This window comes from Pseudomonas sp. MWU13-2105 (genome assembly GCF_023242315.1).
Classification (GTDB): domain Bacteria; phylum Pseudomonadota; class Gammaproteobacteria; order Pseudomonadales; family Pseudomonadaceae; genus Aquipseudomonas.
This window is the reverse complement of record NZ_JALLIY010000009.1, coordinates 1-16,013: the sequence shown is the minus strand read 5'-3', so window position 1 is coordinate 16,013 and position 16,013 is coordinate 1. Positions and strand designations below refer to the sequence as shown.

Genomic DNA, 16,013 nt, shown 5'->3' with positions numbered 1-16,013 from the left:
CCGACGGTGATTGCTGGCACGGCAATGTCCATCTGATCGGGCAAAGGGGGGCGGGTCGCTTGCAACTAATCATGTAGTCTATGGAGTAGAGCGCACCCAACCCGCGCAGGCTAAATCAAGAGTACCTGGTCATGGTTCGAGATCTCCTGGTTCTGATCGAGCTGGCTCCCGAAAGCCTTGCCCGCCTGGAAGCAGCCGGCTTCAAGGCGCACGTGGCGGTGTCGGCTGAAGCGAAGGTCGACACGCTGAAGACCTTGGGCCCTCAGGTTCAGGCCGTTCTGACAAACGGATCCACGGGGCTCTCGGCCGTTGAAATGGCCGCCCTGCCTCAACTCCGGATCATCTGCGCCCAGGGCGCGGGCTATGAAAAGGTCGATCTGCTTGCGGCTCGCACCCGCAATATCCTCGTGACACATGGCCCGGGCACCAATGATGCCTCGGTTGCCGATCATGCCATCGCGCTGTTGATGGCTATTGTCAGGGGTATTCCGCAGGCCGATGCCGCGGTCCGTCGTGGCCAATGGTCTCAATCCAGGCAACCGCGTCCCATGCTCTCGAAAAAGAACCTGGGGATTCTCGGGCTGGGCAATATCGGGCAGCAGATTGCCCGGCGCGCTGTCGGTGGATTCGAGATGTCGCTGGGGTATCACAGTCGTCATCCTCGACACGACTCACCCTTTACCTATTTTGATACGCCGGTAGCCTTGGCCGGCTGGGCCGATTTCCTGATCGTCGCCACGCCCGGCGGTGCCGGTACCTTTCATCTGGTCGACGCCGCGGTACTGAAGGCCCTTGGTCCCAGCGGTTATCTGGTCAATATCGCCCGCGGTAGCGTTGTGGACACGGTTGCGCTTATTGCTGCACTGACAAACCGGGACATTGCCGGGGCGGCACTGGATGTCGTGGAAGGTGAACCGGATGTGCCGGTGGAATTCGCTAATCTGGATAACGTGATCCTGACGCCGCATATCGCCGGGCGATCACCGGAGGCCGTCACCGCCACGGTGCAATTGGTCATTGATAACTTGAAGGCGCATTTTTCCGGGCATCCCGTCCTGACACCTGTGCCATTGGTTCAATAGGATTTTCAGAGGATTGGCTATGGCGCAATTGTTGGCGGTGATCTCCATCACCCTATTGGCTGTCATCAGCCCTGGCCCGGACTTCGCCATGGTCACGCGCAACAGCCTGATGTTGTCACGCCGGGCGGGTGTGCTCACGGCCTTGGGCATAGGGTTGGGCGTGCTGGTCCACGTCAGCTACACGCTGGTTGGCCTGGGCCTGCTGATCCAGCAGTCGCTGTGGCTGTTCAACAGCATCAAGCTGGCCGGGGCGGCCTATCTGATCTGGCTGGGTGTGAAGATGTTGCGGACCCAGCCCAGTGGCGCGCTGGCCGAGAGTGCTGTTGCACCGCTATCGGATTTTGCCGCACTGCGCACGGGTTTCCTGACCAATGTCCTCAATCCGAAGACGACGATTTTTATCATCAGCCTGTTCATGCAGGTGGTCCGTGCCGATACGCCGCTGGCCGTGCAGATCGGCTATGGGGCTTTTATCTCGGGGGCGCATATGGCCTGGTTCAGCGTGGTTGCCTTGTGCTTTTCGGCTAGCGCCGTGCGCGAACGGTTGCTGGCTGTGCGGCATTGGATCGACCGTGCGTTCGGCGGGTTGCTGGTGGGCTTCGGTGTTTTGCTGGCTGTTGCCAGGGGCGTGCGCTGACGCTGTATGGGGATTGTCGAGGCTTCGCCCCAAGTCGCCCTAGGCGCAGATCTTGGCAATCTGCTCGCGCAGCCAGGTGTTGGCGCTGTTTTGCTCGGCTTTCCTGTCCCACAGCATGTCTATTGTGAAACCGGGCAAGCCGACAGGTGGCTGGCAGGCCGCGAACTTGGTTTCGTCACAGATCCGCCGCTGGAGACGGCGAGGCAACATGAGCACCCGATCGGTTCCGCTGACCATCTCAAGTGCCGCGACATAACTATTGGTACGGGCGACAATCTGCCGGGTATAACCCTGTTTGCCAAGCCAGCCATCCACCATGTTGGTGTCTGACGTCCACGGCGTCGGGAAAATATGCTGGCGGGCGACAAGGGTTTCCAGGCTGAACTTGTTTTCCGGCGGGGTGAAGTGCTTGTCGACCACGCACACCAGGTCATCGTCCAGCAGTATCTTGGATTTGAAGTGCTTGGCGTCATGATGGAAATTCGGGCCGGCACAAATAACCAGGTCAATGCGCCCGTCCGCCAGTTCATCGACAGGCACATCCTTGTGGAATTTATGGGCGTTTACGATGATAGGAAGATGGCTCTTGATAAAACTTTTCAACAGGGCGGGGAGAATCAGTAGTTCGAAATACTCCGGTGCGCAGATATTGAAGGTGATCTCTTGTTCGCTAGGTTCAAAGGCGTTGGCCCCGGAATGACACAGATTGATGTTTTTTATGATGTTGACCACATGGCTGTACATGCTGGTGGCCTTGCTGGTCGGCCACATGGTATTGCGGGTATGGATGAACAGCTCGTCCTCGAAGCTGGTCCGCAGCTTTTTCAGGCAGTAGCTGACGGTGGACTGGCTGACGCAAAGGATTTCGGAAACCTCGGTGACACTGCTCTGCTCATATACCGCGACAAATACCATCAGGTCCTGCATGTCCAGCTTTCTGAGCAAATTGCTATTGAGCATAAGATCCGTCTCGGTCAGGTTCCATAGTTGTGACTTTTGTTCATGTTTGTGGCAAGGCAGTCTATTGGTATATTAGTGGATGGAATCTGTTTTTTAAATAGCGGGTGGCGACTGCTTCAATATAAGGGGGCTGGCCCTTGTGTTATCCACGCCAAGAAGAAAATCACCGTGAACCAAGTATGTGTCTCCCGCGTTGCACTCGCCGGCGTTGCCCGGAGCGGCCGTTTTATGCACTTCGTTGAGGTCGGCCGGATCGTTGGCAACACCGAGGCGCGACCACCGGGAGGCGTCGTCGACCTGATGCTTCCACGGCCGGCTGATCCGTCCGCGAGGAGATCTCCAACGGCTCTTTGACGACTATTGGATATGCCGTGCGTAATGCTGCGGATTGAAGCGCAGGACCATCACGATCATCACGGCCATCACCGCCGTCAGCGACCACCAGGCCCACTCGAAGCTGCCCAGCCGGTCGCGAATCACCCCGGCAATCAGCGGTGAGAGACCGGCGATCAGATAGCCGATCCCTTGTACAAAGGCGGTCAGGCCGCCGGCGCGGCGCGGGTTGTCCAGGTGATCGAGGGCGACGATCAGGCTCATCGGGAACAGGCCGCCGATACCCAGGCCCAGCAAGCAGGGCCAGAGCAGGGTGAAGCGTTGCGGGCTGAGGATCAGTCCGCAGAAGCCGCCGATGATCAAGGCCAGCAATATCACCAGCACCAGGCGCCGGTCCTGGCTGCGATTGGCCAGCGCCGGGGTGACCAGGCCTGACACCACTTCCAAGGCGGTCAGCAGGCCCAACAGCAGGCCGGCGCTTTGTTCGCTCCAGCCTTTTTCCACGTAATAGGGCGCCAGCCACGCCAGCACGCAGGTGTAGGACGCGGTACCGAGGCCGAAGAATATCGCCAGCAGCCAGGCCCGTGAATTACCGAAGAATGATGCTTGTCGGCCGCTTGCCGGTGCCTGTGGCAAGTCGGCGACCGCCGAGCCTTGGGCGAACCAGGCCAGCAGGCCGAGCAGTGCCAGCAGCGCCCAACTGGCCAGGCTGATCCGCCAGCTTGCGCTCCGCGCCAGGATAAACGGCGAGAACGCTGCCGCGAGCGCCGCGCCGCCCATGATCGAGGTGACGTACAGCCCCATGTACAGCGACACATTGTTGCTGAAGCGGGACTTGATCAGCGCCGGCATCAGCGCTTGAATCAGGGCGATCCCGAGGCCCGCCAGTACCGCGCTGAGGATCAGTTCGACGGTGCTGTCCAGGTACAGCCGCGAAACCGTCGCCAGGCCGATGACCAGCAAGGACAGGGCGATGGTGCGGTGTTCGCCGAAACGCTGGGCGATGCGCAGGCCGAGGAACATTGCCAGGCCCATCGCCATGACCGGCAGCATGGTCAGCAACGAAGCGGCGCTGAAGCTCAAGGGGATGTCCCCGCGAATCGCCGATAACAGCGGCCCGACAGCGGCCATGGATGGCCTCAGATTGAGGGCGACCAACACCACACTGACCATCAACCCTGCGGCGTGGGTGCTTGCAGCTCGAGCATTTTCCATTGGTAAGCCTTGCATGACAAAGCTTCGATTAGGCCATTGCCGGTGGGGGGGAGCAATTTGATGAATAGGGCGGGGTATCGAGAAATTAGGATTCGCTGTCTTCCAGGACCGGGAACTGCCTGGAATGCGCCAGGGCTTCGCCCGCGGCCAGGTGGAGTTGACGGTAGGCGACCACCAGTTGCTCAAGGGTGAATGCCCGATTGCGTCCACTGGGATTGGGCAGGACCCACACTGCGGCATTGCCAAAGGTGTGTGGCTGAAGCCCCCAGGCGACGTCTCGTTGGCCGGATAACCCGCAGTACGCCGCCTTGCCGAGAAAGGCCACGAAGCGCGGGGCGTAGCGGGCGATCTTGTGTTCGAAGTCGCTGGCGATCGCGCTGAATTCAGCGGATGACAGCTGGTCCGCGCGTGCCGTGGGCCGTTCAACCACGGCGGTCAGTCCACAGCCATGGCGCAGGATTGTCCGATCATTCTGCGGGCGGATTTCCTCCGGGGTAAAACCGGCCAGGTGCAACGTCCGCCAGAAGCGATTGTTTCTCCCGGCAAAGTGATGCCCCTGGGCGGCCGCCATCAGTCCCGGGTTGATGCCGCAGAAAATCACCGCCAGCTGTGCGGCGAGGAGGTCTTCGAGTTTTTCACTCACCCCGCACCTCGCTGGCCCGGCAGTTGCCGGACAGTCGATTCAGGCTCATGCGCAGATCACGTTGACTGCATTGCGGGCCAGCTCCGTCAATTCGGCGCGGGATTTCCCCGCCCGGGCCCGGATCGAAATGCTGTGCAGCAGGGAAGAGGCGAGGACGGCCAGGGCTGCCGGGTCGGCATCGCGCCTCAACTCGCCGGCGCTGATTGCCGCTCGCAGGCGTGTTTCGAGATCGGCATCGAGCTTGCCCAGGCGATCAGAAAGCATGTCGCGTATCTCGGGATCAGCGGCCGCCTCGGTGGTCGCGGTGCCGATCACAAAGCAGCCCCGTGGTTGACCGTCACCCGAGAAGTAGATCGACAACTGCCCCTCGTAGAACCCCAGCAATGCCTCGCGCAAGGTCAGCCGGTTGTCCGTCAGTGCCTCGTGCACAGCGGCGGAGGCCTGCTGCCAGTATTGCTCAAACGCCTTGATATACAGGGCGTGCTTGTCACCGAACGCTGCATAAAGGCTTGGACGGTTCATCCCGGCCGCGGTGGCGATGCTGTCCAGCGAGGCGCCGGCATACCCGGTGCTCCAGAAAACCCCAAGCGCCTGCTGCAGCGCCGTCTGCGGGTCATACGCGCGGGGCCGGCCGCGGCCCTTGCCCTCGGTAATTTTATTTTGTGCCATGATGTACAAAAATCCTTGAGTGGAAACCGCTGTGGGGATATTCTTACACCATCGCACAAAATTAAGGAACCAGAAGTTCCTGAATCTCAAGTTTGTTGTGGCGGAGCTCGAACCGGCTGGTGCTGCGATGAAACAGGTGGGCTGGAGCCATCCTCCAGACCGCGCATGGACTGCTTCTTCACAGCAACTATCGATCCCCCGGGCCGCAAGTGATTTTGCGGCCCGATTCCCCGGTTAAAGGTGCATTCGATCATGACTCAACCGTTCGATATCCCCGCTTCGCAGACGTTCGAGCATCCGGGTCAGACCCCGGCCGGGATGCCCGTCAGGAAACCGCTCAAAGCGCAATTAAGACCTTGGCTGATGGTCGGTGTGCCGGTGCTTTTCGCGGCCTTCGGGTATGTCCGTTATCTGGTGGGCGAGCCGTATGTCTCGACCGATAACGCCTACGCCCGGGTGGCGAAGGCTTCGGTCAACGCTCGGGTTTCCGGGCAGGTGGTGGCGATCGCCGTCGAGGACAATCAGCCGGTGCGCAAGGGCCAGGTGTTGTTTCGGATCGATCCGCAGCCGTTCCAGATCGCGGTGAATCGCGCCGAGGCCCAACTGAGCGTGGCGCGGCTGCGCATCCAGGGACTCAAGGCCAGCTACCGCCAGCAACAGGCCGAACTGCAAGCGGCCAAGGAGTCGGCCGGCTTCGATCAAAAGGAGTTCACCCGCAAGCAGGCATTGGTGGCGACGGAGTTTGTCTCGCGGTCTATTTATGAGCGCGCGGACACCGACCTTAAAATGGCCCGGCAACATGTGGCGTCTATCGAGCAGCAGATTGCCAACACGGTGGCTGCGTTGAATGGCAATCCGGATATCGAGGTCGATAGCCACCCGGCGATCCGTGAGGCCAAGGCGCAGCTCGACGAGGCGCTGCTCTACCTCTCATACACCACGGTGTATGCGCCGGACGATGGCATCGTCGCCAAGGTCGACGATTTGCAGGTCGGCAACGCTCTCAGCAATGGGGCGCCGGCTTTTGCCCTGTTGTCCCGGCGGGTCTGGATCGAGGCCAACTTCCGTGAAACGGAGGTGACCCATATGCATCCGGGCCAGGCCGCGACCATCCGTATCGATACCTATCCGGGGCACCCGTTCAAGGCCCACGTTATCAGCATGAGCCCTGGGGCCGGCGCGGATTTCGCCCTGCTGCCGCCGGAAAATGCCACCGGCAACTGGGTCAAGGTGGTCCAGCGGGTTCCGGTTCGACTCGAACTCGATCAGGTCGATCCGGAGCTGCCGCTGTTTTCCGGCACCAGCGCTACGGTCAGGGTCGATACCGGCTATCGCTCGCCCTGGTGGCAACCGCTCAAGGCGCTGTTGACCGCGGGGACTGATCAATGAACGCCAACCCCGGAGAGGAGGGCGCGCGTGCGCTCAGGCTTGCCGCGCTGTTCGTGACCTATATGCAGTCTGCCAGCCTGCCGCTGCCGAATGCGATGCTCAGGTTTATCCAGGGTGCCTTGTCGATGAGCGACGACCAGGCAGGTTGGGTCTTCACTTCGTATCTGGCGGCGAGCGCGATTACTCTGCCGATGGCGCAGTGGCTCGCCGGCCGCTACGGCTTGAAGGTGGTGTATCAGGCCGCGATAGCCTGCTTTGTCCTTGGCTTATTGCTCGCAACCCAGGCAACGACGCCATTGGGGTTTGTCGGCGCACGGATTATCCAGGGCGCCGCGAGTGGTGTCTTGGCACCGCTGTCGATGGCCATTGCCATGGAGACGTTACCGTCGGCACGACGCGGGACATTTGGCCCGAGGTGGACGGCCATTGTGCTGCTGGGCATCGTCAGTGGCCCGAGTCTCGGCGGCTGGCTCGGTGAGCTTTACGGCTGGCGCTCGATCTTCTACATCAGTGTTCCCCTGTCGGCCTTGATCTTCCTCGTGGTGACGTTGTTGCTGGAGGAGAAAAAGGCCGAGCAACGTCCGCCCTTTGATTTCTTCGGCTTCGGCAGCTTCACGCTGGGCATGATCGGGCTGCAGATGCTGCTCGATCGCGGTGAACGCCTTGAGTGGTTTGCTTCCGCGGAAATCTGCCTGGAAGCCGTGGCCTGTGCGCTGGGGTTGTACCTGTTCGTGGTGCATGCGCTGACCGCGAAGGTGCACTTCCTCAGCAAGGGGTTGTTCCGGGACCGCAACTTCGTGCTGTCGACCGTGATGTTTTTCGCCCTCGGTTTTGTGCTGTTGTCGACCATGGCGCTGACCTCGCCGATGTTGGATGAACTGCTCGGCTTCCCGCCGGATACCACGGGTTATCTGACGATACCGCGGGGTGTCGGGCTGCTCGCTGCCTTCCTGCTGATGGGCCGTGTTCCCGAGCGTCTCGACCGCCGCCTCTTCGTGGCCCTGGGTATCGCCGTGGTGATCTATGCCAACTGGCTGATGCTCGGTTATTCGCCGTTGATGGATTGGTGGCCAGTGGCGCTGGCCGGTGCGCTGCAGGGCGCGGGGCTCGGGGTGTTGATGCCGGCGCTGAGCAAGGTGGCGTTCAGTACCCTGGACCCGAAGCTGCGCGCGGAAGGCACTGGTTTTTTCAATCTGGCCCGGGTCTACGGCAGCACGCTCGGCGTGGCGGTGGTGCAAGCCTGCTTCTTCAACAACACGCAGGCAATGCACCAGGCACTGGCCAGTCATCTGACCGCGTATCGGCTGGCGGCAGCAACGTCCTTGCCGGCGCTGGGCGCGCTCAACGAAATGATCACCGGCCAGGCGGCCTTCATCGCCATCATCGACCAGTTCAAGATTTTGATGTGGGCGATGCTGGTGGTGGCTCCATTGGTGGTGTTTCTTCGCAAACCCGTTCCGACCAACTAGTTTTCGTGGAGTCTGGCAAATGAAAGCCAATATGTTCGTCCTCGACAGACCGCTGTTGCCTATGATGGTCGGTGCGCTGTCGGCGGCTCTGTTCTTGTCGGCCTGTACCGTCGGGCCTGATTATCAGGCACCGGTGGCCAGCCTGTCGCAGCACTATGACCAACAGGCCGAGTCGGGGCTGGGTCGCAGCGGCAAGATCGACCTGGGCAAGAAGGCCGGCGGTGACTGGTGGTCGGCTTTTCAATCGGCGAAGCTCGACCAGGTTGTCCGGCGGGCCATCGACGGTAATCTTGAACTGGTGGCGGCGGATGCCACCCTGCGGCAGGCGGCTTCGTCCGTGCTTGCCGCGCAGGGGGCGCTGTATCCGCAGGTCGACTTTGCCGCCCAGGGCGGTCGCCAACGGGTCCACACCGGCGCCCAGCCTTCGGTGGCCAACTTCTACAGTGTCGGGCCACAGGTCAGCTTTGACCTTGATGCCTTCGGCGCTAACAAGCGGCGGGTCGAACAACAAGCCGCTCTGGTCGATCTTCAGACGCATCGCTACGAGGCTGCGTATCTGACCCTGACCGGCAACGTCGCCAGCCAGGCGCTGCTGGTTGCTTCTGCCAACGCGCAGATGGCCGCGGTCGGGAAACTGCTGGCCAATGACCGTCGAAATCTCGAATTGGTGCGCATGGCCCGTCTCAACGGCAGCACCACGCAGATCGATGTGGCACTGGCCGAGACACGGCTGGCGCAGGATCGCACGCTGCTGCCGCCGCTGGCCCAGCAACGAGATGCGGCACGCCATGCGCTGTCGATTCTGGCTGGAAAAGGCCCGGCCGACTGGATCGCGCCTGACTTCGACCTGGCCGAATTTGCCTTGCCCTCCAGCGTGCCCGTCAGCCTGCCCTCGGAAATGGCCCACGACCGGCCCGATATCCTGCAAGCGGAGGCTGACTTGCATATGGCCAGCGCCGCCGTGGGGATCGCGACCGCGAACCTTTATCCCCATGTGGCGCTGTCCGCGTCGCTGGCGCAGGCCGCTTCCGGCAATGGCGGCGCGGCACTCTGGGGTTTGGCGGCGGGGCTGGCGGGGCCGATCTTCGATGGCGGGACGCTCAAGGCTGAACGCCAGGCGGCCGTCGACGGTTACCGGGCGTCCCTCGCCGGCTACCAGCAGACGCTCATCCAATCGTTCGGCCAGGTCGCCGACACCTTGCAGGCCATCAACCATGACGAGCAGGAAAGTCTCGCCCAAGGCGACGCGTTAAGCGCCGCCGAAACCAGCTTGCGCTTGAACCAGCAAGCCTACGCGCAAGGCGAGAACAGCGTTCTTCAAGTGCTGGAGGCCGAACGTGCCTATCAACAGGCGCTGTTGGGACAGATCCGGGTGAAGACCGCGCGCTATCTCGACACGGTGCGCTTGTTCGTCGCGCTCGGCGGTAATTGCGTCGGTGTCCTTGAGCAAAAAGTGGCGGCTCGCTAAGAGCGGTCAGCTTCGAGTCCACCGCTCAGTCATCTGTTCACGGACCCTGTCCGGCCTGGCGAAATTTTATGAACGGGCACTGCCGTTGTCGCGGTGGTGGCCCTTGGCAATGGAGTAAAGACATGACCTATCACGATGCTCTTCGCGACACCCGATTTCCCATCGTTCATGGAACCGGTGAGATGCCGGCGGTGGGCTTTGGTACGCTGTTTCGAGACCTTTCGCTAACCACGCAAGCCGTCAAGGCCGCATTGGAGGCGGGTTTTCGACATTTCGATTGTGCCGAGCGCTATCGCAACGAGGAAAGCGTCGGCATTGCTCTGCAGGCGGTTTTGCAGACCGGTGAGGTTCGACGGGAAGAGCTGTTCATTACCACCAAACTGTGGAATACCAACCATCGTCCCGAGCGCGTCGAACCGGCTTTTGCCGCCAGTTGCCGCCGACTTCAGGTGGATTACATCGATTGTTATCTGGTCCATACACCTTTTGCCTTCCAGCCCGGCGATGACCAGGACCCAAGGGATTTTCAGGGGCATGTGATCTATGACTCGGGCGTCACCTTGATCGAGACCTGGAGGGCGCTTGAGCGCCTGGTGGATGAAGGCCGCTGCCGGTCCATCGGTTTGTCCGATATCAGCTTGGAGGCCTTGAAAGAGCTGGTGGCCGTGGCGCGGATAAAACCCGCGGTGGTGCAGGTCGAATCCCACCCTTATCTGCCAGAATGGGAACTGCTCGAGTTTTGCCAGGAGCACGGCATTATCCTCCTGGCGTTTGCGCCACTCGGGCATGGTATGGAACCTAATGTGCTGGAAGAACCGGTGCTGACCGGGATCGCCCGGCGCTTGGGCAAAACCCCGGCGCAAGTGGCGCTGGCCTGGGCGGTACAGCGCGGCGTCGCTTTCCTGACCACCTCCGTATCGCCGAGCCATATCCAGGAAAACTTTGATATATCGAGCTTGCCGCAGCGGGCCATGGCGGAAATTCGCGACGATATCACCACCCGGATACGCTTCAATTCGGTGGTGGAAACCGGCGTGCCCGGGTTTATTCCGCGCAAAAAATAATGTGTGGCCGGGGGCGGCTGTTGCAGGGCCGTCCCTTTTTGCGCGAGCGCTGCTTCAAACCAGGCCTATGGTATTTTTACTGATTTCCCGAGGTGGAAACGATGGACGTGTTCCAGACCATGCGTTTTTTCACGGCGGTCGCTCAAAGCGGCAGCTTTACCGGCGCCGCCGAGATCCTGAACACCACCACCGCCAACGTCTCCAAAGCAGTCTCCAGCCTTGAGGCCAGGCTGCAAGCCCGCCTGATCAACCGCACGACTCGCCGCCTGGCATTGACCGAGGCCGGTCTGCGTTATTTGCAGCGCTGCGAGAAAATCCTCGATGAGGTGCGTGAAGCGGACGAGGAGGCCGGTACCGCTCAAGTGATGCCGTCTGGCAGGCTCAAGATTCATGCGATGTCGGCCATTGGCAATCACTATGTGATCCAGGCCATTGCCAAGTATCGGGAGACGCATCCCTCGGTGATGTTTGATCTGGTCCTGACCAATCGCTTGCCTGACTTGCTGGAGGAGGGCTATGACATGTCGATTGTGTTGGCGCGGGATTTACCCGACTCAGGGTTTGTCGCGCAGCGGCTCGGTAGCACCTACAGCATTCTTTGCGCTTCGCCCGCCTACCTGGAAAAACGCGGATACCCGGATTCTCCGGGGGATCTTTGTGCACACGATTGCCTGAGAATCGTGAACACGGTAATGCCGGCTGAAAACTGGATATTCGAGGGGCCGAAAGGTATGGAAAGTGTCAGCACTCCATTATCTCCCTTGCACATCAATACCGCCGATGGCATGACCGTCGCGATAAAAAGCGGGATGGGCATCGGAATACAACCTATTGCTTCGGCTGTCGAGGGGCTCAGGCACGGAACGTTGCTGCGGGTATTGCCAGACTATCATCTTGAAGAGTTGAATCTGTTTGCAATCTACCCCTCGCGAAAGTTTCTTGATGCCAAGATAAAAACCTGGCTCGAGTTTCTCAAAGGCGTGATTCCGGAGTTGTTGGCATCGAATAAGGAAGGTGTCGGTTCACAACAACGATAATGACTTTTTTCAGCAGGTCGTGCGGGGAAGGAGTGTCGACCCTCCATCGTCCACAACAGGGCTCAACCGTTCGAGCAGCCAGTGCCCATCACTTGATATTGCAGGATGTGGCGTTGGCCGTGCGAGTCTTCATAGGTCATTTGCACTGGGACCGGCGCGCATTGATCGGCGGCCTCGGTGATTGAAACGACTTTTTCGATATCGGGCTTTGCTGCGTAAGTGTAGGTTTCGACAGGGACCTGGCTGCTGGCTGCCGATGAGTAACCGTCGTCGGCAAATGCCTGCGCGGCAGTACTGCCAAGAACAAGGATAAGTGCGATTTTCGAGAAGTTCATGATGTTCACCGTATCGTCTGGGTCGGTTGCTTTGCGAGCGCAATGGTCGTAAAGCCTGGAACGGAGTTTCCGAGTGTTTACCGGGTGAGTGGTTGAGGCTGACTGTATTGGCTCACTCGGTAGAGACGATATTAGGTGTTTGTTATTCCTCCATATAGCGGCCTGTTGGACAAACACTGTTGCCAGATTCCGCATCAATCGCCGGTTGGAAACGACAACGGCCCCGAATCAGGGGCCGTTGTCGTTTCGCCAGTCCAGCGCGTCGGGCTTGCTTACTCGGCACTGCGCTCCTGATGGCTGGAGACGAATTGCTTGAAGCGTTCGGTCGGCAAGCCTTCGAACAGTTCCGCCGGCGTTCCCTGGACATCGACCAGGCCACCGTGCATGAACACCACCCGGTTTGACACGTGGCGGGCAAAGCCCATTTCGTGGGTCACCACCAGCATGGTGCGGCCCTCCTCGGCCAGGGAGCGCATCACCCGCAGCACTTCGCCCACCAGCTCCGGGTCAAGGGCCGAGGTCGGCTCGTCGAACAACATCACCTGCGGGTTCATCGCCAGTGCACGGGCAATCGCCACGCGTTGCTGCTGACCACCGGACAGATGCGCCGGGTAGTAGTCACGACGGTCGTACAGGCCGACCTTGTGCAGCAGCGCCTCGGCCTCCTCGACGCACTCGGCACGGGAGCGCTTGAGCACCCGCATCGGGCCTTCAATGACGTTTTGCAGCACGGTCATGTGCGACCACAGGTTGAAGCTCTGGAACACCATGCCCAGGCAACTGCGCATGCGCTCGACCTGACGGGCGTTGCTCGGGGTCTGGCGGCCGTCGGCGTGCTGTTTCATTTCGATCACTTCACCATTGACGGTGATGATGCCTTGATCGGGGGTTTCCAGCAGGTTGATGCAGCGCAGGAAGGTACTTTTACCGGATCCGCTGGCACCGAGGATCGAGATCACGTCGCCCTTGTGGGCGTCCAGGGAAATGCCCTTGAGGACATGGGCGTTGCCGAAGGACTTCTGGATATTAGTCACCGACAGGGCTGAAGCGGACTGAGTGCTCATGGCAGGCTCCGTATCAAATCAGGAATGGGTAGGCAGCGAAGGGGCGGCTTTTTTGATCGTGTCGACCGGCCGTTCACGCAGGTGCGGCGAGAGGCGATACTCGAGCCAGGCGACAGCACGGACGACCAGGAAATTCAGCACCAGATAGATCACCGCCGCGCAGATGAACACTTCCATGGTGCGATAGGTGCGCTGGATGATCTGTTGCGCGACGCCGGTGACGTCCCACACGGTCACCAGGCTGGCCAGTGCCGTGGACTTGACCAGCAAGATGGCTTCGGTGGAGTAGGCCGGCAGGGCCTGGCGCAGGGTCACCGGGGCAATGATCCGGCGCAGCAGTTCCCAGGGCGACATGCCCACGGCCTTGCCTGCTTCGATCTGCCCCTGGGGCACGCTGAGCAGTCCGCCACGAATGATTTCGGCGGTGTAACCGGCGGTGCACAAGGCCAGCGACACCACCGCGCAGCCATAGGGCGAGCGGAGCAGGACCCAGGCGAAGCTGTCGCGGATGGCCGGGAACTGGCCCAGGCCGTAGTAGATCAGGAACATCTGGATCAGCAGCGGCGTGCCGCGAAACAACATGATGTAGAAGCGTGCCGGATAGCTGAAGAACCACCAGCGGCTGACCCGCAGGCTGACAATGCCGACGGAGAGGGTAAGGCCGATCACCAATGAGCAGAAAAATAGCGTCAGCGTTGTGGGCAACGCGGCCAAAAGCTTGAGCATGGTGTCAGCGAGGAACGGAAAATCGATCATAAGTAGTCCTCTCGACTCGAACTAGACTGGGCTGCGCTGCCGCGTGCGACGCACGCGAGCCTCGGCCATGTTGAACAGCCGACCGGACAGGCCAGTGAGCACGAGGTAGACGATGCCGCCGATGATGTAGAAAGTGAAATATTGCCGGGTCGATCCGGCCGCGACCTGACTGGCGCGCATCAACTCCACCAGGCCGATCACGGAAATCAGCGCGGAGTCCTTCAGGCTCATTTGCCAGACATTGCCCAGCCCGGGGAGCGCAAAGCGCAGCACCTGGGGCACCAGAATTCGTTTGAAACGCATGGCCCGGGTCATGCCGATGGCCAGCCCGGCTTCCAGTTCGCCCTTCGAGACCGCGAGAAAAGCGCCACGATAGACTTCCGCCTGGTAGGAACCGGAAATCAGCCCGACCGCCAGGGCCCCGACGAGAAAAGGCGGCACGTCGATATAGCCTTCGCCGCCGAACCAATGGCCCACCGCCGTGACCACACTGGCACCGCCAAAGTAGAACAGGTAGATCACCAGCAATTCAGGGATGCCCCTGAACAGGATCGAATACAGGTCTCCGAGCCAGCGCAGGCCGCGCTGCCGGGATAGCTTGGCCGCCGCGACCAGGCTGCCAAATACCGCACCCACCAGCAGCGCCGCCAGGGTCAATACCACGGTCATGCCCGCTGCCTTGAGCAGCGCCATTCCCCAGCCTGAGTCACCAAAACTGAGTAGCTGCAAGAGGTTCATAGAAGGTCCCACTTATGATGAAAGTTCAAGCAACCCGGCAACCTTTACGCTGCCGGGCCATTCAAGATCATTGCTTGGGGGTAAGGTCTGCCTTGAACCACTTTTCGCTCAGCTTCTTGATGGTGCCATCTGCCATGGCTTCCTTGAGCGCCGCGTCGAACTTGGCTTTCAGCTCCGGGTCTTTCTGACGGAAGCCCAGTGCTTCGCCATCACCCCAGATCGGGCCTTTGATGACCGGGCCGGTAAAGACCAGCGGTTTGTTCTCTGGCTTGTCCATGACCGAATTGAAGAAGGTTACGTCGTCGAAAGCGACGTCGATACGACCGGCCAGCAGGTCGAGGATGGCTTCGGCCGAGCTGCCGTACTCGCGAATGGTCGCGACATCCTTGAAGTTCTCGTCGATGAACGAGGTGTAGATGGTGCCGGAGGCGATACCGATGGTCTTGCCCTTGAGGGCCTTGCGCAGCTCTTCGACGCCGGCACGGACTTGCTTGGCATCGGTGCCCAGGGTGATGGCGGCGGCGTCACCGGTTTTGCCCGGCAGCAGATCGGCTTTCAACGAGACGAAGCTGGCCGGGGTCTGGGCGTAAGCCGTCGAGAAGGCCATGACCTTCTGGCGTTCTTCGTTGATGACGATGGCGTCCATCAGCACGTCGAATTTACCGGCGTTGAGACTGGCGATCATCCCGTCCCAGTTCTGGACCACGACGTTGCACTTGAGCTTCATGCGCGGGCAGATGATATCCATCAGTTCCGGTTCGAAGCCGCCGATTTTTCCACCTGGAAGCGTCAGGTTCCACGGCTCGTAAGCGCCCTCGGTGGCGATATTCACCGAGGTCCATTCCTTGGCCTGCAGTGCCGGAGCACAGGCCAGAACCATTGCACTGAGCGCTACAGAACCCAACCAGCTTGATTTCTTCGACATCTTGATAACTTCCTGCCTAATCAATGGAGTGTTGCGAACTGATCCGGCTCAGGCCGAATCTCCAATGCTTGTCCGCACAAGGATTGTTGTGCGGACAAGACAAAACCCTAAAACCCAACCTGCCAGTCAAGCCGGTTAATTCGCACCCATAATGGTTTCAGCCTGGACGGCGGCCCCATCTCCATGTGCCCTGGTCGACAGATCAACCGGTGATCATCGGCAGGTTCAA

Annotated in this window: 16 protein-coding genes; 7 read left to right on the top strand and 9 right to left on the bottom strand. The window is 60.4% G+C overall.

Annotation, left to right across the window (positions count from 1 at the left end):
* Positions 1-131: 131 nt before the first annotated feature.
* Positions 132-1,082 carry a 2-hydroxyacid dehydrogenase gene (locus M5B96_RS14440; RefSeq protein WP_248797348.1) on the top strand — a complete coding sequence of 317 codons (951 nt, stop codon included), beginning with the start codon at positions 132-134 and terminating at the stop codon, positions 1,080-1,082.
* 19 nt (positions 1,083-1,101) lie between these two features.
* A complete protein-coding gene (locus tag M5B96_RS14435; protein ID WP_248797347.1) occupies positions 1,102-1,719 on the top strand; it encodes a LysE family transporter in 618 nt (205 codons plus the stop codon).
* Positions 1,720-1,758: 39 nt separating this feature from the next.
* Here the strand turns inward: M5B96_RS14435 and M5B96_RS14430 are convergent, their stop codons facing one another.
* The 4 genes from M5B96_RS14430 to M5B96_RS14415 all read right to left on the bottom strand — a co-directional run bounded on the left by M5B96_RS14430 (position 1,759) and on the right by M5B96_RS14415 (position 5,539).
* The gene (locus M5B96_RS14430) at positions 1,759-2,679 is read right to left on the bottom strand and encodes a LysR family transcriptional regulator (RefSeq protein WP_248797346.1); all 921 of its coding nucleotides are present in this window, start codon (positions 2,677-2,679) and stop codon (positions 1,759-1,761) included.
* A 357-nt stretch (positions 2,680-3,036) separates the two neighbouring features.
* A complete protein-coding gene (locus tag M5B96_RS14425; protein WP_248797345.1) occupies positions 3,037-4,227 on the bottom strand; it encodes a cyanate transporter in 1,191 nt (396 codons plus the stop codon).
* Between the two features lie 85 nt (positions 4,228-4,312).
* Positions 4,313-4,870: a G/U mismatch-specific DNA glycosylase gene (gene mug / locus M5B96_RS14420; protein ID WP_248797344.1), complete on the bottom strand. Its 558-nt coding sequence runs from the start codon at positions 4,868-4,870 to the stop codon at positions 4,313-4,315.
* Positions 4,871-4,915: 45 nt separating this feature from the next.
* Complete coding sequence (locus tag M5B96_RS14415) at positions 4,916-5,539, bottom strand: TetR/AcrR family transcriptional regulator (RefSeq protein ID WP_248797343.1); 624 nt, start codon at positions 5,537-5,539, stop codon at positions 4,916-4,918.
* A gap of 252 nt (positions 5,540-5,791) precedes the next feature.
* Between M5B96_RS14415 and M5B96_RS14410 the strand changes: the two genes are divergently transcribed.
* The 5 genes from M5B96_RS14410 to M5B96_RS14390 all read left to right on the top strand — a co-directional run bounded on the left by M5B96_RS14410 (position 5,792) and on the right by M5B96_RS14390 (position 11,966).
* The gene (locus tag M5B96_RS14410; RefSeq protein ID WP_248797342.1) at positions 5,792-6,928 is read left to right on the top strand and encodes an HlyD family secretion protein; all 1,137 of its coding nucleotides are present in this window, start codon (positions 5,792-5,794) and stop codon (positions 6,926-6,928) included.
* The gene (locus tag M5B96_RS14405; protein ID WP_248797341.1) at positions 6,925-8,397 is read left to right on the top strand and encodes a DHA2 family efflux MFS transporter permease subunit; all 1,473 of its coding nucleotides are present in this window, start codon (positions 6,925-6,927) and stop codon (positions 8,395-8,397) included. The genes M5B96_RS14410 and M5B96_RS14405 overlap by 4 nt, the downstream gene beginning before the upstream one ends.
* Positions 8,398-8,416: 19 nt before the next feature.
* Positions 8,417-9,865, top strand: a complete 1,449-nt coding sequence (locus M5B96_RS14400; protein WP_248797340.1) for an efflux transporter outer membrane subunit — start codon at positions 8,417-8,419, stop codon at positions 9,863-9,865.
* 122 nt (positions 9,866-9,987) lie between these two features.
* Positions 9,988-10,929, top strand: a complete 942-nt coding sequence (locus M5B96_RS14395) for an aldo/keto reductase (RefSeq protein WP_248797339.1) — start codon at positions 9,988-9,990, stop codon at positions 10,927-10,929.
* Positions 10,930-11,030: 101 nt separating this feature from the next.
* Positions 11,031-11,966 (top strand): LysR family transcriptional regulator, encoded by a 936-nt coding sequence (locus M5B96_RS14390; protein ID WP_248797338.1) that lies wholly within the window; start codon positions 11,031-11,033, stop codon positions 11,964-11,966.
* Between the two features lie 62 nt (positions 11,967-12,028).
* Here the strand turns inward: M5B96_RS14390 and M5B96_RS14385 are convergent, their stop codons facing one another.
* The 5 genes from M5B96_RS14385 to M5B96_RS14365 form a co-directional block, all read right to left on the bottom strand.
* Positions 12,029-12,301 carry a DUF2790 domain-containing protein gene (locus M5B96_RS14385; RefSeq protein WP_248797337.1) on the bottom strand — a complete coding sequence of 91 codons (273 nt, stop codon included), beginning with the start codon at positions 12,299-12,301 and terminating at the stop codon, positions 12,029-12,031.
* A 272-nt stretch (positions 12,302-12,573) separates the two neighbouring features.
* Positions 12,574-13,365: an ABC transporter ATP-binding protein gene (locus M5B96_RS14380; protein WP_248797336.1), complete on the bottom strand. Its 792-nt coding sequence runs from the start codon at positions 13,363-13,365 to the stop codon at positions 12,574-12,576.
* 18 nt (positions 13,366-13,383) lie between these two features.
* The gene (locus M5B96_RS14375) at positions 13,384-14,121 is read right to left on the bottom strand and encodes an ABC transporter permease (RefSeq protein WP_248797335.1); all 738 of its coding nucleotides are present in this window, start codon (positions 14,119-14,121) and stop codon (positions 13,384-13,386) included.
* A 21-nt stretch (positions 14,122-14,142) separates the two neighbouring features.
* Complete coding sequence (locus M5B96_RS14370) at positions 14,143-14,859, bottom strand: ABC transporter permease (protein WP_248797334.1); 717 nt, start codon at positions 14,857-14,859, stop codon at positions 14,143-14,145.
* A gap of 67 nt (positions 14,860-14,926) precedes the next feature.
* Positions 14,927-15,691 carry a transporter substrate-binding domain-containing protein gene (locus M5B96_RS14365; protein ID WP_412548611.1) on the bottom strand — a complete coding sequence of 255 codons (765 nt, stop codon included), beginning with the start codon at positions 15,689-15,691 and terminating at the stop codon, positions 14,927-14,929.
* Positions 15,692-16,013: the final 322 nt, after the last annotated feature.